This is a genomic window from Streptomyces sp. NBC_01498 (genome assembly GCF_036327775.1).
GTDB lineage: Bacteria > Actinomycetota > Actinomycetes > Streptomycetales > Streptomycetaceae > Streptomyces.
This window is the reverse complement of the sequence record NZ_CP109598.1, coordinates 1202138-1216252: the sequence shown is the minus strand read 5'-3', so window position 1 is coordinate 1216252 and position 14115 is coordinate 1202138. Positions and strand designations below refer to the sequence as shown.

Annotated in this window: 20 protein-coding genes; 19 read left to right on the top strand and 1 reads right to left on the bottom strand. The window is 66.9% G+C overall.

Going from position 1 to position 14115, the window contains the following annotated elements:
* The first annotated feature begins 92 nt into the window (after positions 1 to 92).
* From OG875_RS04835 to OG875_RS04825, 3 genes are all read left to right on the top strand, one after another.
* Entirely contained in the window at positions 93 to 848 is a 756-nt protein-coding gene (locus OG875_RS04835; RefSeq protein ID WP_330172972.1) for a hypothetical protein, read from the top strand.
* On the top strand, positions 845 to 1441 hold the full coding sequence (locus tag OG875_RS04830) for a class I SAM-dependent methyltransferase (protein WP_330172971.1): 597 nt from the start codon (positions 845 to 847) through the stop codon (positions 1439 to 1441). Before OG875_RS04835 ends, OG875_RS04830 begins: the two co-directional genes overlap by 4 nt.
* 127 nt (positions 1442 to 1568) lie before the next feature.
* Positions 1569 to 2441, top strand: a complete 873-nt coding sequence (locus OG875_RS04825; RefSeq protein WP_330172970.1) for an NAD-dependent epimerase/dehydratase family protein — start codon at positions 1569 to 1571, stop codon at positions 2439 to 2441.
* Positions 2442 to 2451: 10 nt separating this feature from the next.
* On the opposite strand, the gene OG875_RS04820 is transcribed toward OG875_RS04825, so the two are convergent.
* On the bottom strand, positions 2452 to 2775 hold the full coding sequence (locus tag OG875_RS04820; protein WP_330172969.1) for a hypothetical protein: 324 nt from the start codon (positions 2773 to 2775) through the stop codon (positions 2452 to 2454).
* Between the two features lie 41 nt (positions 2776 to 2816).
* Between OG875_RS04820 and OG875_RS04815 the strand changes: the two genes are divergently transcribed.
* The 16 genes from OG875_RS04815 (at position 2817) to OG875_RS04740 (ending at position 14110) form a co-directional block, all read left to right on the top strand.
* The gene (locus OG875_RS04815; RefSeq protein ID WP_330172968.1) at positions 2817 to 3344 is read left to right on the top strand and encodes a hypothetical protein; all 528 of its coding nucleotides are present in this window, start codon (positions 2817 to 2819) and stop codon (positions 3342 to 3344) included.
* Positions 3345 to 3745: 401 nt separating this feature from the next.
* Positions 3746 to 3940, top strand: a complete 195-nt coding sequence (locus OG875_RS04810; protein ID WP_330172967.1) for a hypothetical protein — start codon at positions 3746 to 3748, stop codon at positions 3938 to 3940.
* A complete protein-coding gene (locus tag OG875_RS04805; RefSeq protein WP_330172966.1) occupies positions 3940 to 4221 on the top strand; it encodes a hypothetical protein in 282 nt (93 codons plus the stop codon). Before OG875_RS04810 ends, OG875_RS04805 begins: the two co-directional genes overlap by 1 nt.
* Entirely contained in the window at positions 4221 to 4571 is a 351-nt protein-coding gene (locus OG875_RS04800; RefSeq protein ID WP_330172965.1) for a hypothetical protein, read from the top strand. The genes OG875_RS04805 and OG875_RS04800 overlap by 1 nt, the downstream gene beginning before the upstream one ends.
* Entirely contained in the window at positions 4568 to 4876 is a 309-nt protein-coding gene (locus tag OG875_RS04795; protein ID WP_330172964.1) for a hypothetical protein, read from the top strand. The genes OG875_RS04800 and OG875_RS04795 overlap by 4 nt, the downstream gene beginning before the upstream one ends.
* On the top strand, positions 4869 to 5075 hold the full coding sequence (locus tag OG875_RS04790; protein WP_330172963.1) for a hypothetical protein: 207 nt from the start codon (positions 4869 to 4871) through the stop codon (positions 5073 to 5075). The genes OG875_RS04795 and OG875_RS04790 overlap by 8 nt, the downstream gene beginning before the upstream one ends.
* Before the next feature lie 2 nt (positions 5076 to 5077).
* Entirely contained in the window at positions 5078 to 5383 is a 306-nt protein-coding gene (locus tag OG875_RS04785; RefSeq protein WP_330172962.1) for an HNH endonuclease, read from the top strand.
* 14 nt (positions 5384 to 5397) lie between these two features.
* Positions 5398 to 5610 (top strand): hypothetical protein, encoded by a 213-nt coding sequence (locus OG875_RS04780; protein ID WP_330172961.1) that lies wholly within the window; start codon positions 5398 to 5400, stop codon positions 5608 to 5610.
* 770 nt (positions 5611 to 6380) lie between these two features.
* Positions 6381 to 7022, top strand: coding sequence for a bifunctional DNA primase/polymerase (locus OG875_RS04775; protein ID WP_330172960.1), 642 nt, complete (start codon positions 6381 to 6383; stop codon positions 7020 to 7022).
* Between the two features lie 18 nt (positions 7023 to 7040).
* Positions 7041 to 7517 (top strand): phage terminase small subunit, encoded by a 477-nt coding sequence (locus OG875_RS04770; RefSeq protein ID WP_330172959.1) that lies wholly within the window; start codon positions 7041 to 7043, stop codon positions 7515 to 7517.
* A 22-nt stretch (positions 7518 to 7539) separates the two neighbouring features.
* Entirely contained in the window at positions 7540 to 9171 is a 1632-nt protein-coding gene (locus OG875_RS04765) for a terminase (RefSeq protein WP_330172958.1), read from the top strand.
* Positions 9168 to 10613, top strand: coding sequence for a phage portal protein (locus tag OG875_RS04760; protein WP_330172957.1), 1446 nt, complete (start codon positions 9168 to 9170; stop codon positions 10611 to 10613). Before OG875_RS04765 ends, OG875_RS04760 begins: the two co-directional genes overlap by 4 nt.
* Positions 10594 to 11376, top strand: a complete 783-nt coding sequence (locus tag OG875_RS04755; RefSeq protein WP_443079065.1) for a VG15 protein — start codon at positions 10594 to 10596, stop codon at positions 11374 to 11376. Before OG875_RS04760 ends, OG875_RS04755 begins: the two co-directional genes overlap by 20 nt.
* Positions 11377 to 11455: 79 nt before the next feature.
* A complete protein-coding gene (locus OG875_RS04750; protein ID WP_330172955.1) occupies positions 11456 to 12103 on the top strand; it encodes a hypothetical protein in 648 nt (215 codons plus the stop codon).
* A gap of 19 nt (positions 12104 to 12122) precedes the next feature.
* The gene (locus OG875_RS04745) at positions 12123 to 13079 is read left to right on the top strand and encodes a phage major capsid protein (protein ID WP_330172954.1); all 957 of its coding nucleotides are present in this window, start codon (positions 12123 to 12125) and stop codon (positions 13077 to 13079) included.
* Between the two features lie 71 nt (positions 13080 to 13150).
* Positions 13151 to 14110 (top strand): glycosyltransferase family 4 protein, encoded by a 960-nt coding sequence (locus tag OG875_RS04740; RefSeq protein ID WP_330172953.1) that lies wholly within the window; start codon positions 13151 to 13153, stop codon positions 14108 to 14110.
* The last annotated feature ends 5 nt before the right edge of the window (positions 14111 to 14115 follow it).

Genomic DNA, 14115 nt, shown 5'->3' with positions numbered 1-14115 from the left:
GAGAACTGTCGTCTCAAGCTGGCCAGCTACCGGTGCAACTCCGGAACGGCGGCGATCCTTGAACACCCAACCTGCCGAGGGAGTCCCGCGCCATGGCCGATGACCTGCTCGTCATCATCCCTACCCGAGGACGACCCAAGGCCGTCATGCCGATCGTTCGGGCTTGGCACGAGACCAAGGCGACGGCCGACCTGTTGTTCGCGGTTGACACTGACGACCCGGAGCTGGCCGCGTACAAGCGGGAGGCTGCGAAGTTCAAGTCGGACGGGCAGATCCGCTTCACGTTCGGGAAGCGGCGCCGGCTCGTCGGCACCCTGAACGCGCAGGCGGTCAAGGCCGCGAAGCAGTACCGGTTCCTCGGGTTCATGGGTGACGACCACCGCCCCCGTCCGGCGGCGATGCCGTGGGATGCCCGCATCCGCGAGTGCCTGTCCGGCGGCCCCGGCATTGTGTACGGCAACGACCTGCTCCAAGGCGAGAACATGCCGACGGCCGTGGCGATGACGTCGGACATCGTGACGACGCTCGGCTACTTTGCGCCCCCGGCCATGGTCCATTTGTGCGTCGACCTGGTCTGGAAGGACTGGGGAGTCGGCATGCAGCGGATCACCTACCTCGACGACATGGTGATCGAGCACCTGCATCCGGCGAACGGCAAGGCAGAGCTGGACGCGGGTTACGAGGAGGTCAACTCCGAGAGCATGGTGTCCGCTGACACGGCCGCCTACTACGACTACCGCGACAATGGCGGGCTGGAAGGCGACCTCGTGAAGCTGCGGGTGCTCGTCGAGTACGCCGACTATCCCCAGCGGCACATTCTCGGCTTCGACCAGGAGACCGCCTCATGACCGCCGACTCCGTGATCCGGGCCTGGGATGAGGCCGACCCGGCTGCGATCCACCCACTCCGCCGCGTCTCCGAGGACGCCTACTGGGAGTCCGGCCGCGCGCAGGCCGACATGCTCGCCACCGTCATTCCCGCCGGGGCGAAGGTGCTCGACTTCGGTTGCGGTGACGGGCGTGTCGCCATCCCCATGGCCGGGCTCGGGTTTGAGGTGACCGCCGTTGACTCGTCGCCACGGATGCTCGACCGACTCGCAGAACGAGCCACCGAGCTGACCACGGTGCAGGCAGACGCCGACGGGATCGCCAAGCACCTCGGGCGCCGCCGCGTGGACGCCGTGTACTGCCTGGCCGTCCTCATCCACCACAGCTACGCGGACTGCCTGCACATCATCGAGCGCCTGCGGGCGGCGACGAAGCTCGGCGGAATCCTCGTTCTCGACTGGCCCACCTCCGAGACGCCGTCCGAGGCCGACAGCTGGATCGGGGTCACGACCTGGTCCCGCGAGCAGCAGGCCGACGCGTGCGCGCGGATCGGGCTGGAGCCCGTCGACAGCGACCTCCCATGGGGCGTCTACCGGGCCGTGAAGGTGGGTTGATCGTGGTGCTCTCGTGCTTCCTCCGACGACTCCGGATGCATCACCGGTCCGACAGGGCTCGACTTCGAAAGCCCATCTGCAACTGCGGTCGACGCCACCCAGGGCCACGAAGGTAAGGAGGCGCGCAGTGCACGTCCTCCTGACCGGCCACAAGGGCTTCATCGGCAGGCACCTGGAACGGGAACTGGTTGAGCGCGGCCACACCGTTACCGGCATCGAGTTGGCCTACCCGTTCCTCTATGACGCTCTCGACTTCTTCCGCAACGACGACCGGCGGTGGGATCTTGCGATCCACTGCGCGGCGGTAGTGGGCGGCCGGGCGAGCATCGACGGTTCCCCGCTCGGTGTCGCCACGAACCTGGCCCTGGATTCCTGGTACTTCCGGTGGCTGATCCGTACCGGCACCCCGCGCGCCGTGTTCTTCAGCTCGTCTGCGGCGTACCCGGTGGCCCTTCAGCAGCCCGGCGACATCCACCGCCTGGTGGAGGACGACATCGACCTCGACCTGATCAGCCGGCCCGACGCCACCTACGGCCTCGCCAAGGTCACCGGGGAGCGGCTGGCCCGGTACGCGGAGGCTGAGGGATGCCGGGTGCACGTGATGCGCCCGTTCTCCGGGTACGGCGAGGACCAGGCGGACTGCTACCCGTTCCCGGCGTTCATCCAGCGTGCCAAGCGGCGCGCGGACCCGTTCGAGATCTGGGGCGACGGCAGTTCAACCCGCGACTGGTTCCACATCGACGATCTGGTTGGGGCCACGTTGGCGGCCGTCGACCAGGACGTCACCGGCCCGGTGAACCTCGGATGGGGTCGGGCGACATCGTTCGACCAGCTCGCCGGGTACGTCACCGAAGCCGCCGGCTACCGGCCCGCGTTCAAGCACCTGCCGTCCGCGCCGCAGGGTGTCCACCACCGGGTGTGCGACCCGACACGGATGCTCGCCTACTATCAACCCGCTGTGACTTTGGAAGAGGGCATCAGGCGGGCACTCGACAGCTAACCCGGCCCCGTCACCAGCTAACGACGCGCGGGACGCCGCCCCGTTCGTCCTGCGTCCACAGGGTGACGCCCTCGAAGCCCTGCTCCTTGAGGTGGGCCTCCAGCTCGGCCGGGTGCGCGTAGTTCCATCCGAACCAGATGATCGCGCCTCCTCCGGGTTTCCGGCCGCCCTGGAGGAAGCCCCAGTCGTCCTGCGCGGTGGAGATGACCGGCAGATCACCGGCCAGCTCGGGAATACAGGCGCCGACCGCTTCGGCGACCTTTGGGGCGACTTCCTCCGCCGTTCCTGCTGCGCTGTCGCCGACGACGATCACCACGCTCGTCACGTTGCTCATGCAGTCCACCGTATCGCCGCCCACCACCAGGAGCCCGCGCCATGGATCTCCAAACCTGGATCACCCAGCAAGTCGACCGTGCCGAACTGACCGGCCGCCACATCACCCTCGTGCCGGATGACGGCAGCCACGTCATCAGCGGAACCGTGGCGGATGTCGCCCACGGGCCCGACGGGCTCAGCCTCTCCGTCGCTCAGCATGGAGTCGAGCCGACGGGCGACGCGGCAACCCTGCGTCGCTGCGAGGCGGACCGCCGCATCCTCAACCGGCACCGGCTCGACCCTGACGTCGCCTACGAACCCGCCTGCAAGGGCTGCGGCACCTACGGCGATCAGGGCCTGTCGAACGTCGACAACCTGAACGACTACCCCGAACTCCTGGACCTCGCCCACGCCCACGGCATCACCGACGACGTGCTCGCCGGACTCGACCGGCCGCAGCCGCCCCAGTGTCCAGCGCGGCCCGCACCGGACATCGACATGGCGGCGGCATTCGCGAGGGCCTTCGGAGCAACCGTCATCACCGCTAACGTGCCTGCCGCGCTACGCGGCCCCAACTGGAAGCCGTAACCCTCAGGAGCCCGCGCCATGACTCGGTACTCCGCCACCATGCACATGCGTCCCCCAGGGCTGGTCGAACGCCTCTGGTACTGGCGCCACGGCATTCGGCCGCCACTCTCTACCGCCGCTTCCCGGCGCCTGAAGAACGAGAAGTGGGTGCGACTCCTCCCGCAACGGTGGGCCCGCATCCACCGCGAATACGCCCACCGCCACCGCCTCTTCTGGCTGCCATGCGTCCTCTGCTCAGCCCACTACGGCGGGCACCAGTTCGCAGGAAGCATCCCCGACCCCGAGTACGGTCCCGGCTCCGGCCGCAGCGTTGGTATCTGCCCACGCTGCACACGGGCTGGACGACACGTCGAACTGCCCGAAGAGGACCTTCCCGCTTATTGACTCCTGGAGCCCGCGCCATGAACCAGTACTTGATCACCTACGACAACGGCCTCAGCGACACCGTCAACGCAGCCAAGGTCGACAAGAACTTCGAGGGCAACGAGTACCGCCTCCTCGACGGCACCAACAAGGTCGTCGCCTACATCCCCGCCGGGAACGCCCTCAGCATCGTCCTCCTGCCCAACGAGAACTCAAAGACGGTGACCGGCTGATGGCTGCCGTCGAACTGCACGTCGACAACCGCCTACTCGATGACTTCGAGGCAATCCGCCCGAAGCTCAACGGGCATGAGATCGGGCGCCGTTCGAGCCCCGTTTCGGATGACGTCACCGTCCTCACTATGGAGATGGTCACCGCCCCATCCCACGCCAGGACTATGGAAGTCACTCTGCGGCGGGTTGATGACCAGCTTCGGGTCGGAGAGATCCACTACTGGGACGAGCACGGGATCTTCATCGTCCCCGAAGTTCCCTTCCGTGAGGTGGCCGGCTGATGGCCCGCATCCAGGTCCTCGAACTGCCCGAAGGTGCCGGAGACGACCGGCCGCCGTTCGTACTCGTCGTAGACGAGACCTCGTACCCGACCGTCGAGGGTTACCAGGCCGCCGTGACGTGGTGGGCAAAGCTCGCCATCGGCATCGGCGCCAAAGGCTGCATCGTCACCGACGACACCATCGGCATCCCTGCCAACGACCTCACCCTCACCCACATGCAGGAGGCCGCCGACGGCAACGTCGTCCGACTCCGAGTCGAACCCGACCTCGAAGGCTTCACCGAGACGGTCATGAACGAAGTCGCCAAGGCTCAGGCCGAAGTGATGGACACGCGACGGAGGGCACGATGAGCGGCGGCAGCTACAACTACCTTGCCGAACACCTCCCCGGCGACCTCGAAGCCCGACGCGGCAGCATCGAAGCTATGCGAGACCGACTTGCGGGACTCGAAGCCGACCAAGTCCCAGGCGCAGCGAAGGCCCACCGCCTCACCCGCTACGTCCTCATCCACCTCGACCTCGCCGAGATGAAGGCCCCAGAGCTTGCCGACATCTGGCACGCCGTCGAATGGCGCGACTCCAACGACTGGGGCGACGACACCATGCGCGAGGCGTTTACTGAATGGCTCGACAAGACGGACCCCACTTGTGGCTGACGTCACGGTCAAGCTGTCCGACGGCATCCGCGAAGTGACCGTCGAGATCAGCGGTAGCACGGACAACCCCCTCGAGCGCGCCGAAGCTGCCGCCCTGCGCCTCTACGGAACTCTCACCGCAAGCACGCCAGCCGGACAACGAGCAGGCTTCGGGGAATGGTCACTCAGTAGCGACACTGAACGCAGCCCCGAGGAGTAGCTATGAGCGGCGGGTGGCAAGGCAGCACGCGTCGCAGCCGGCTCCCGTCCAACTGGCGCAGCGAGATCCGCCCCGCCGCCCACGCACGCAACCCCGAACACATCTGCCACCTCTGCGGACAACCCGGCGGCGACTACCTCGACCACAAAACCCCCGGCGACGACCACAGCCCCGACAACCTCGACTGGGCCCACGACGCCGTACCCCCGCACTGCCACCGGTACAAGTCCGCCGCCGAAGGCCACGCCGCTAAAGCAGCCCGACCCGGCCGGCAAAGGCCCCCCGAACCGCACCCCGGCCTCCTCTGACAAAGGCGGTGACCATGCCCGCCTACCTCATCACCCACGCCGAAAGCCGCCGCGGCGACATGCTCATCGAAGACCCCAACCTCACCCTCACCCTCGAACACGGATGGGCCGGCTTCCGCGACAAGCTCTCCCTCGAACAAGGCTCAGTCGTCCTCGCCATCCCCGCCGAACAAACCGCCAGCATCCAACGCGTAGACGACCAGGAGCCCGCGCCGCACGAAGGGTGACCGACATGGCCACACGAAGTCGAGGACGCAGGCGCGAGGCAACGCCGAAACCCTGCGAAGGTACTGGACCAGCGGGGCCGGCGCGACCAAGATCCGATTGGGAGCACCAGGCGACTGGGCCAGGTGCAACCAGCAGCTCACCAAGTACATGGGAGCCAGAGCCAAGGGCTACTGCCAGCCCATGCATCGGCGAGTGACAGGGATGTACGCGGGCAGCAGAGCCAACGTCGGACGACGACGCCGAAGCTGAACGAAGACTTCGAACAGCGAAGCCGACAAGCGGCAAGGCAAGGCAGCACACGCCACCCCTAACCCCCAGGGCGGGGCACCGGCACGCCGGCGCTACGGGTGAGGCAGCACACGGTGATGGTCGCGAGGTCACACACATCACGTGATCACATGTTCGTGATCAACGTTCAGCGATAACGAAGCGAAGATCGAATCAACTTGGTTGTGGCGAAGATTGGTTGAGGTCAGATGCGGCGATCAAGGTGATGTCTGGATGATCACGCCGAAGATCCAATGACCAAGATCAATCCGAAATCCCATGATCATCCGTTCCATGATCACCTGGGGGGATCTCCTTGATCATGATCTTTTGAACATCGCTACGTATACACGCTGCCGTCGGCTACGGGTCTGGGGGCTTCCTGACCTGCGACGATGCCCGAGAGGTCTAGTCCACGTGGCGTTGTGTCTGTAGTCACGGAATGGTGACAGTGCTGGTCAAGGGTCTGGAACCGTAACGCAGATGGCCCTAACATGGAGCCATGCCCACCACCGCCACCCTTGCCGCCGACTGCGAGCACTGCGCCGGGCCGCTCCCGCTCATGGCGCGGTCGCACGCCCGGTACTGCTCGTCGGCATGCAAGCAGGCGGCCTACCGTGCCCGCCGTAAGGCGACGGACCTGCGCTTGGCCGGCGAGCGGGCGGCCCGCATCCCGTCCGAGCTGACGAGCCGTGCTCGTTGGGTGCGGTACTCGTCGAAGAAGATTCCGCTGCGGACGGATGGTCGTTTCGCCGCGGTCGATAGCCCGGCGTCTTGGTCGGACTTCTCCGCCGTGGATGCGTCTTCGGTCGGTGGCGGCTTCGGCTTCGTGCTGACCGCATTGGACAGGATCGTCGTAGTCGACCTGGACCACGCAGTGGTGAACGGCCAGGTGTTGCCGTGGGCGCAGCGGATCGTGGATGCGTTGCCGCCGACGTACATGGAGCGGGGCCGGTCCGGTACCGGCCTGCACCTGTGGTTCCGTGGCGAAGTCGCTGCCGGCCGACGAATCCGTAAGAACGAGCTGGCGGTTGAGCTGTACTCCGACCGCCGTTACATGATCGTGGGCGACCGGGTTTCCGGGACGCCCCTCGGGCTTGCTGAGTTGCCTGACGCCGCTGGAGTGATCGCCTCACTGGTCTGACGATTGGGGGTGGTGGCCATGGCTGGCCGCGGCCCTCAACCGAAAGATCCGTCCCGGCGCGCTCGCGGAAACAAGGACCCGATCGCCCAGACGGTCCTCCGCTTCGAACATGCCGAGCCTCCCGAACTCCCGACACTGTCGGTGCTGAAGGACGGCGACCTGGTCGAGTACGCGTGGCCGGCCCGCACGCTGGACTGGTGGGAGATGTGGAAGGCCAGCCCGCAGGCGGAGCATTTCAGCTCGACGGACTGGGATTTCCTCCTCGACACTGCGGTGGTTCATGCGCGGCTCTGGTCTGGCGAGATGTCAGCCGCGGGTGAGCTGCGGCTGAGGGTGGCGAAGTTCGGGGCAACCCCTGAGGACCGGGCACGGCTGCGAATGCAGTTCGCGCAGGCTGACGAGGCGGACAGTAAGCGTCCTGATGGTCCACAGTCGGCTCGTGAACGGCGCGGAACGCTTCACGCGCTGCCGCCCCCCAAATCGTCCGGCGAATAGCCTCGCAGATCGGGGGCGGGTCGTGCCGTGGAAGCCCCCGGAGCCTGGCGCTGTCCCGTCGCTCGGGTATGAGGTCATCGACTGGATATCGGCGTATCTCGCGGCACCCGACCGTGGCGACTACGAGCCGTTCCTGCTGTACCCGGAGCAGGAGGACTTCGTTCTCCGCTACTACGAGATCAACCCACAGACCGGCAAGCGCCGCTTCCGGCGGGGAGTCATCAGCCGGCCGCGGGGGTGGGGCAAGAGTCCGTTCCTGGCCGCCTTGGCGATCGTCGAGGCGCTGGGACCCGTGGTGCCGGACGGCTGGGATGCGGACGGGCAGCCCGTCGGCAAGCCATGGTCCGAGGTTCGTACCCCTCTGGTGCAGATCGCTGCGGTCTCCGAGACGCAGACGAAGAACACCTGGGCGCCGCTCCTGGAAATGCTTCAGGGCCCGGTGATCGACGAGTACGTCGGCCTGGAGCCACTGGACACCTTCGTGAATCTGCCGCGCGGCAGGATCGAGCCGATCACGTCGTCGGCACGAACGGTGAAGGGCAACAAGCCGGTGTTCGCGGTGCTGGACCAGACCGAGGAATGGGTCAAGTCGAACCGCGGCAACCGGCTGGCAGAGACGATGCGAATCAACGCGGCAAAGATCGGTGGCACGACGATCGAGTCACCGAACGCGTTCATCCCCGGTGAGGGGTCGGTGGCCGAGGAGTCGGCGGCTTTCTGGGCGAAGATTCGGGAGGGCCGGGCGCGGGACGACGGTCTGTTCTACGACCACCGCGAAGCGCCGCCCGAGACAGACATGGCGGACCGGCAGTCGCTGATCGCGGGCCTGACGTACACCTACGGAGATTCGGCGGACCGAAACGGCGGGCACGTCGACCTCGACACCCTGGTGTCGACCATCTGGGACCCAAGCACGGACCCGCAGACGGCCCGCGCGGACTTCCTGAACCAGATCACGCACGCCTCGGACTCGTGGATCTCCCAGCCTGAATGGGCGGGAACGGCCGCTCCGGCGAAGGTGGTCGGCCGCGGCGAGGAGATTGTCATCGGGTTCGACGGTTCGCGGCGCCGGAACCGTGGCGTGACAGACGCTACGGCCCTGGTTGGCTGCCGCGTATCCGACGGGCACCTGTTCCTGCTGGGCTGCTGGGAGCAGCCTGACGGGCCGTTCGGCCAAGACTGGCAGGTTCCCACGGTGGAAGTGCTGACCACGGTTGAGGACGCGTTCCGCGACTACAACGTGGTCGGCATGTACGCCGACCCGGCCCGCTGGGAGTCCCACATTGCGAAGTGGGAGGCGGATCACGGCCGCCGGCTGAAGCTGAAGGCGTCGACTCAGCACCCGATCGAATGGTGGATGACAGGCGGGCGGGCGAATCACATCGTGCGTGCGCTGGAGAAGTTCCGATCGAGCGTGGTGGACGGCGAGTTGACGCATGACGGATCGAGCGTCATGACCCGTCACATCCTCAATGCCCGCAGGCGTGAGTCCCGCAGCGGCTTGCAGATCATGAAAGAGCACCCCGACAGCCCAAAGAAGATCGACGTCGCGATTGCGGCGGTCCTGGCTTGGCAAGCCCGCGTTGACGCCATGGCCAAGGGCCTCGGTAAGAAGAAGACCGGCAGGTCGGGACGGGTGGTGGTGCTGCGATGACCGTTTCCATCCCCGAACTTCCGCTGCTGCACTTGTCTGACGACGAGATGGCTCTGATCAACGTCCTGCGCGCGGACATGATGCGGGAACGTTGGGTGCTGCAACTGAAGGACGCGTACTTCAACGGCGAGCAGCTGGTCCGTGACTTGGGCATCAGCATTCCGCCTCAGCTCAAGGGCCTGCATACGGTCATCGGCTGGCCCCGTGTGGGGATTGAGTCGCTGGAGGAACGCCTTGACCTGGAGGCGTTCCGGTGGGCTGACGGGTCGGACTCGTCGGAGCTGACGGAGATCGTCACAGCGAATGATCTGCTGGATGAGTCATCGCTGGCGCACCTGGACGCACTGACCTACGGCCGCGAGTACGTCACCATCGGCTCCGGTGACTACGGTGGCGACTCTCCTCCGCTTATCAGCGTGGAGAGCCCGCTCGATATGACCCTGCTGTGGGATGCCCGCATACGCATGGGTGTCGCTGGTCTGCGGGAGTGCCAGACGGACGGACTGGTCGAGTCTGGCGCAGACGAGCGCATGATCGTCCTGTACCTCCCGAATCAGACGGTGACGGCGCTGCCGAACGCATCCGGCGGCTGGGAGGTCGTCGACCGCGACATGCACAACCTTGGCGTGGTTCCGATCGTCAGGCTGGCGAACCGGCAGCGCACTGCGGACCGGGTCGGCAAGTCGGAGATCACCCCGGACGTCATGAGCATCACGGACGCGGCATGCCGCCGGCTGATGGGTATCGAGGTGGCCGCCGAGTTCTTCGGGGCCCCGCAGCGGTACATCCTCGGCGCGTCGGAGTCCGCATTCCAGGATGCTGAGGGCAACGCCAAGTCGGCTTGGGAGACGTACATCGGGCGCGTCCTGGCGTTGGAGCGGGACGAGGACGGGGCCGTTCCGACGGTCGGGCAGTTTTCCGCACATGACCCTTCCGGGCAGACGAAGATCATCGACTTGTATGCGCGGATCATGTCCGCCCAGTTCGGGCTGCCACCGCACATGCTCGGCTACACCACCGACAACCCCGCCAGCGCGGACGCCATCCGATCGACAGAAGCGAAGCTGGTCAAACGTAGCGAACGCAGGATCCGTCGGTTCGGGTCCCGCTGGCAGGAAGCCATGCGCCTGGCTTTGTGGGTGCGGGACGGTACGCCGCCAGACAAGACCCGCCGCATCGAAACGGTGTGGCGAAACCCGGCAACACCGACGGTGGCAGCGCAGGCGGACGCCACGGTCAAGCTGGTGCAGGCTGGCATCATTCCTGCCGACTCCGATGTGACGTTGGAGATGGCCGGGCTGACGGAGGGGCAGCGGCAGCGGGTGCGCGCGGACCGGCGGCGCTCCTCGGCCGGCGCAAGCTTGATGGAGCGCCTCGCCCAACTGGACGACGGTGCCCAGCATCCGCCGCCGGGGGTGCCGGATGGCATCAACGGTCTCTGACGGGGACGGCGCCGCAGACCGGTACAGGCGGGCACAGCGAGGCTTGTCACGGCTACTGCTCAGGGATATCGGCAGACTGTGGCGGCTGTTCAATCCGGCCCAGCCGGCGGCGCTCCCGGACTGGCTGGAGGCGGCCGACGAGGTGGTCTCCCGCTTCGGCGACATGTCGGCTTCTCTGGCTGCCGAGTTCTACGATGCGCAGCGCGCGCAGGCCGACGTCGGGGGCGGGTTCCGCTCGCCGCTCGCGGACCCACCGCCTGCTGAGCAGGTCGAGGCCTCGCTTCGGTGGGCGATCCACGACGTCTGGCCGCAGGGCACCGAGACTGAGGCGCAACAGCAGCCCCTCAATTCCCGGGTGGCCGTAGCTGAACGGCAAGTGACGGGCGTTGCGCAGAAGCTGGTGGCCGATCAAGGCCGGGAGACGGTCCGGCAGGCCGTCCGCCGGGACCCGCAGGCGGTCGCCTATGCCCGTGCCGCCGCGTTGGGTGCCTGCTCGTTCTGTCGCTTGATGGCATCGCGTGGTGCTGTTTACGCGACGGAGGGGTCGGCGGGTATGGACGCTAACGACCTGTTCTCAGGCGATGCGTCGGTCGTGAAGTTCCACGACAACTGCCACTGCGCGATCATCCCTGTCTTCCGGGGGCAGCAGTTCGAGCTGTCTCCTCACGCGAGCGATTGGGACCGGTTGTACCGCGAGTACGCGGCCCCATTTCCGGGTGATCAGCTTCGCCGGTTTCGGCGTGCGATTGCCGAGCACGGCTGAGGTCGCCGCTCATCGAACCAAATGGTCGCCCTGGTGGTGGCCTTTCTCATTTCCACAGCCCCTGGAGGGCCGATTCGTCATGCCTGAAGAGACCGAGAGCACCGAGCAGCAGCAGGCCGAGACCGGTGCTGAGGAGACCGTCGAGGAGACGGCCACCGAGGAGGACGGCCCCGAGTCCACGGACGACGCCCAGGAGGCGGCCACCGAGGAGAAGCCGTTCGACCGGAAGCAGGCCGAGGCGAAGATCCGGAAGGCGAACTCGGAGGCCCAGAACCTCCGTAAGCGCCTCAAGGAGCTGGAGCCCGCCGCGGCCGAGTTGCAGCGCATCAAGGACGCCGACAAGTCGGAGTCCGAGCGCCTCAACGACCAGCTCGAAGTGGCCAAGTCGCAGATCGCGAAGACCCGGCAGCGGCTGATTCGGAGCCAGGTGCAGGCCCTTGCGGGCGTCGCATCGGGTGATCGGCCGGCGTTCGCTGATCCGGTGGACGCGTTCGGCGAGCTCGATCTCGACTCGTACATCGACGGTGATGGCGACATCGACGAGGCGGCCATCGAGGTCGACCTTCAGGCGCTGTTGGAGCGCAAGCCGCACTGGGCGAAGACCCAGCCCCCGGAGGGCCCGCGGCGTCCCGCACCGGATCGCACACAGGCGTCCGGCGCAAACAAAACCAGGCCCCTCAAACCGGAGGACGAATTCTCCGGCTGGCTGAGTTCGCAGCTCAAGTAGCTGCAGAGAGAAGACCATCATGGTGGCTACCGCCCCCCTGAAGCTTTCCGATGTCAACGGCGCACTTCTGCCGCGGACCATCACCGCTCCGATCTTCGAAAAGTCGGTGGAGGCCAGCGCCGTCATGCAACTGGCGCGCCCGGCGCCGCTGGCCCTGGATGCGACCACATCTGTGCCGATCCCGATGGATGTTCCGACCGCCGACTGGGTCGGGCAGGCGGCGCGCAAGCCCCTGTCGACCGGTGGCGTCGACGTCAAGCAGATGCAGGCCAAGAAGGTCGCGGTGCTGATCCCGGTCGCCATGGAGGTCGCGAAGACCAACGCCGGCGGCCTGTGGTCGCAGCTTCAGAAGGATCTGCCGACGGCATTCGCGCGGGCCTTCGACCACGCCGCGATCCACGGCAAGACGATGAAGGGCGCCACCGGCCCGTTCACCGAGTACCTGGCGGCAACGTCGAACTCGGTCGCCCTGGGCACCGCCACGCAGGCGGATGGCGGCATCTGGGCGGACTTCGTCAACGGCATGGCCGAGGTCGTGGACGACGACTGGGACTACACCGGCACGGTCGCCGACCACCGCCTGAAGCCCAGCCTGCTGCTGGCGACGGACACTACGGGCCGGCCGATCCTGGTCGACACGCAGACGCCGGGCACGAACATGGCGGCGGCGGGCACCCTGATCGGTGAGCCGCTGGCGTACTCGCGCAGCGTGTCGGGCAAGCAGCGGCGCCAGTCGGCGTCGGTGGACACGGGTCTGCGGGCGATCGGCGGCGACTGGTCCCAGGCCGCTTATGGCGTGGGCATGGACATCACCGTGCGGATCTCCGACCAGGCCACCTACGTGGACGAGGAGGGCGGCGTCCACTCCGCGTTCCAGGAGAACCTGGTGCTCCTCCTGGCGGAGGCGTACTACGGCTTCGTCATGGGCGACCAGGACGCGTTCGTGAAGTACACCGGCACCCCGAGCGGGTCATGAGCAGGGCCGTCCCGGTTTCCGCGCCGGGCGGGACGGCCAAGCCTCTCCGGATTGTGGCCAGGGTTCACGCCATGCCACCGGAGCACAACGCCGGGGCGGAGCACATGCTCGTCAGCATGCTCCGCCCGCTGGTGGAGCGCGGTCATGACGTGTCCGTGTGGCTGTCCCGGTACGGAAAGGCTCACAAGGAGTACGAGTATCGGGGCATCAAGGTCATCCCGCTGGAGTCCCGCCTGGACTTCCCGACCGCTGTCCGCAAGGCCAATGTGCTGGTATCGCACCTGGAGTGCGTGCCGCCGACGGCCTCTTTGGCTCGCGGGTACGGGGTGCCGCTGGTGGTGGTGTGTCACAACACGCACCGGGCCAGCTTCAGGGATGCGGCTGCTGGCGGGACCGCTTTGGCGGTCTACAACAGCCAGTGGATGGCCCGCGAGGCGGAGCTGTTCCTTGCCGAGTATCCGAAGTCGGTCAGGCCCGCAGCCGAGCTGATCGTGCGCCCGCCGGTGTTCGCCGACGAGTACGCGACGAAGCCCGGTAAGGCCATCACGTTGGTCAACTGCAACCCGGAGAAGGGCGGTAAGGTCCTCGCGGCCTTGGCGAAACGAATGCCGGACCAGCAGTTCCTTGCGGTGCGCGGCGCCTACGGGGTGCAGGTCCTCCCGGACTTGCCGAACGTGGAGATCGTTGAGCATGTGGACGGCCAGGACATGCGGGAGCAGGTGTACGCCCGCACGAAGGTGCTGCTCATGCCCAGCTCCTACGAATCATGGGGCCGGGTCGGTGTCGAGGCGTTGGCAAGCGGCATTCCCGTGGTCGCTCACCCGACGCCGGGCCTTACGGAGTCTCTTGGTGAGGCCGGGGTCTTCGTGGACCGCGAGGACCTAGACGGCTACGAGGCGGTTCTCCGGAAGCTCCTCACCGCCCCTGAGTGCCAGCTGGCCAGCAAGCGGGCGAAGGCCCGTTCTGCTGAGCTAAACCCTGCCGCCGAGCTTGCCGCGTGGTGCACTGCGATCGAGGGCGTGGCCCGATAGGAGGC

Excerpts from the sequence above, each read along its gene's own strand:
- OG875_RS04760 (WP_330172957.1), top strand. The coding sequence starts at position 9,168 with ATGACCGTTTCCATCCCCGAACTTCCGCTGCTGCACTTGTCTGACGAC.
- OG875_RS04810 (WP_330172967.1), top strand. The coding sequence starts at position 3,746 with ATGAACCAGTACTTGATCACCTACGACAACGGCCTCAGCGACACCGTC.
- OG875_RS04740 (WP_330172953.1), top strand. The coding sequence starts at position 13,151 with ATGCCACCGGAGCACAACGCCGGGGCGGAGCACATGCTCGTCAGCATG.
- OG875_RS04830 (WP_330172971.1), top strand. The coding sequence starts at position 845 with ATGACCGCCGACTCCGTGATCCGGGCCTGGGATGAGGCCGACCCGGCT.
- OG875_RS04785 (WP_330172962.1), top strand. The coding sequence starts at position 5,078 with ATGAGCGGCGGGTGGCAAGGCAGCACGCGTCGCAGCCGGCTCCCGTCC.
- OG875_RS04835 (WP_330172972.1), top strand. The coding sequence starts at position 93 with ATGGCCGATGACCTGCTCGTCATCATCCCTACCCGAGGACGACCCAAG.
- OG875_RS04800 (WP_330172965.1), top strand. The coding sequence starts at position 4,221 with ATGGCCCGCATCCAGGTCCTCGAACTGCCCGAAGGTGCCGGAGACGAC.
- OG875_RS04820 (WP_330172969.1), bottom strand. The coding sequence starts at position 2,775 with ATGAGCAACGTGACGAGCGTGGTGATCGTCGTCGGCGACAGCGCAGCA.
- OG875_RS04745 (WP_330172954.1), top strand. The coding sequence starts at position 12,123 with ATGGTGGCTACCGCCCCCCTGAAGCTTTCCGATGTCAACGGCGCACTT.
- OG875_RS04780 (WP_330172961.1), top strand. The coding sequence starts at position 5,398 with ATGCCCGCCTACCTCATCACCCACGCCGAAAGCCGCCGCGGCGACATG.
- OG875_RS04755 (WP_443079065.1), top strand. The coding sequence starts at position 10,594 with ATGGCATCAACGGTCTCTGACGGGGACGGCGCCGCAGACCGGTACAGG.
- OG875_RS04805 (WP_330172966.1), top strand. The coding sequence starts at position 3,940 with ATGGCTGCCGTCGAACTGCACGTCGACAACCGCCTACTCGATGACTTC.
- OG875_RS04795 (WP_330172964.1), top strand. The coding sequence starts at position 4,568 with ATGAGCGGCGGCAGCTACAACTACCTTGCCGAACACCTCCCCGGCGAC.
- OG875_RS04770 (WP_330172959.1), top strand. The coding sequence starts at position 7,041 with ATGGCTGGCCGCGGCCCTCAACCGAAAGATCCGTCCCGGCGCGCTCGC.
- OG875_RS04775 (WP_330172960.1), top strand. The coding sequence starts at position 6,381 with ATGCCCACCACCGCCACCCTTGCCGCCGACTGCGAGCACTGCGCCGGG.
- OG875_RS04750 (WP_330172955.1), top strand. The coding sequence starts at position 11,456 with ATGCCTGAAGAGACCGAGAGCACCGAGCAGCAGCAGGCCGAGACCGGT.
- OG875_RS04815 (WP_330172968.1), top strand. The coding sequence starts at position 2,817 with ATGGATCTCCAAACCTGGATCACCCAGCAAGTCGACCGTGCCGAACTG.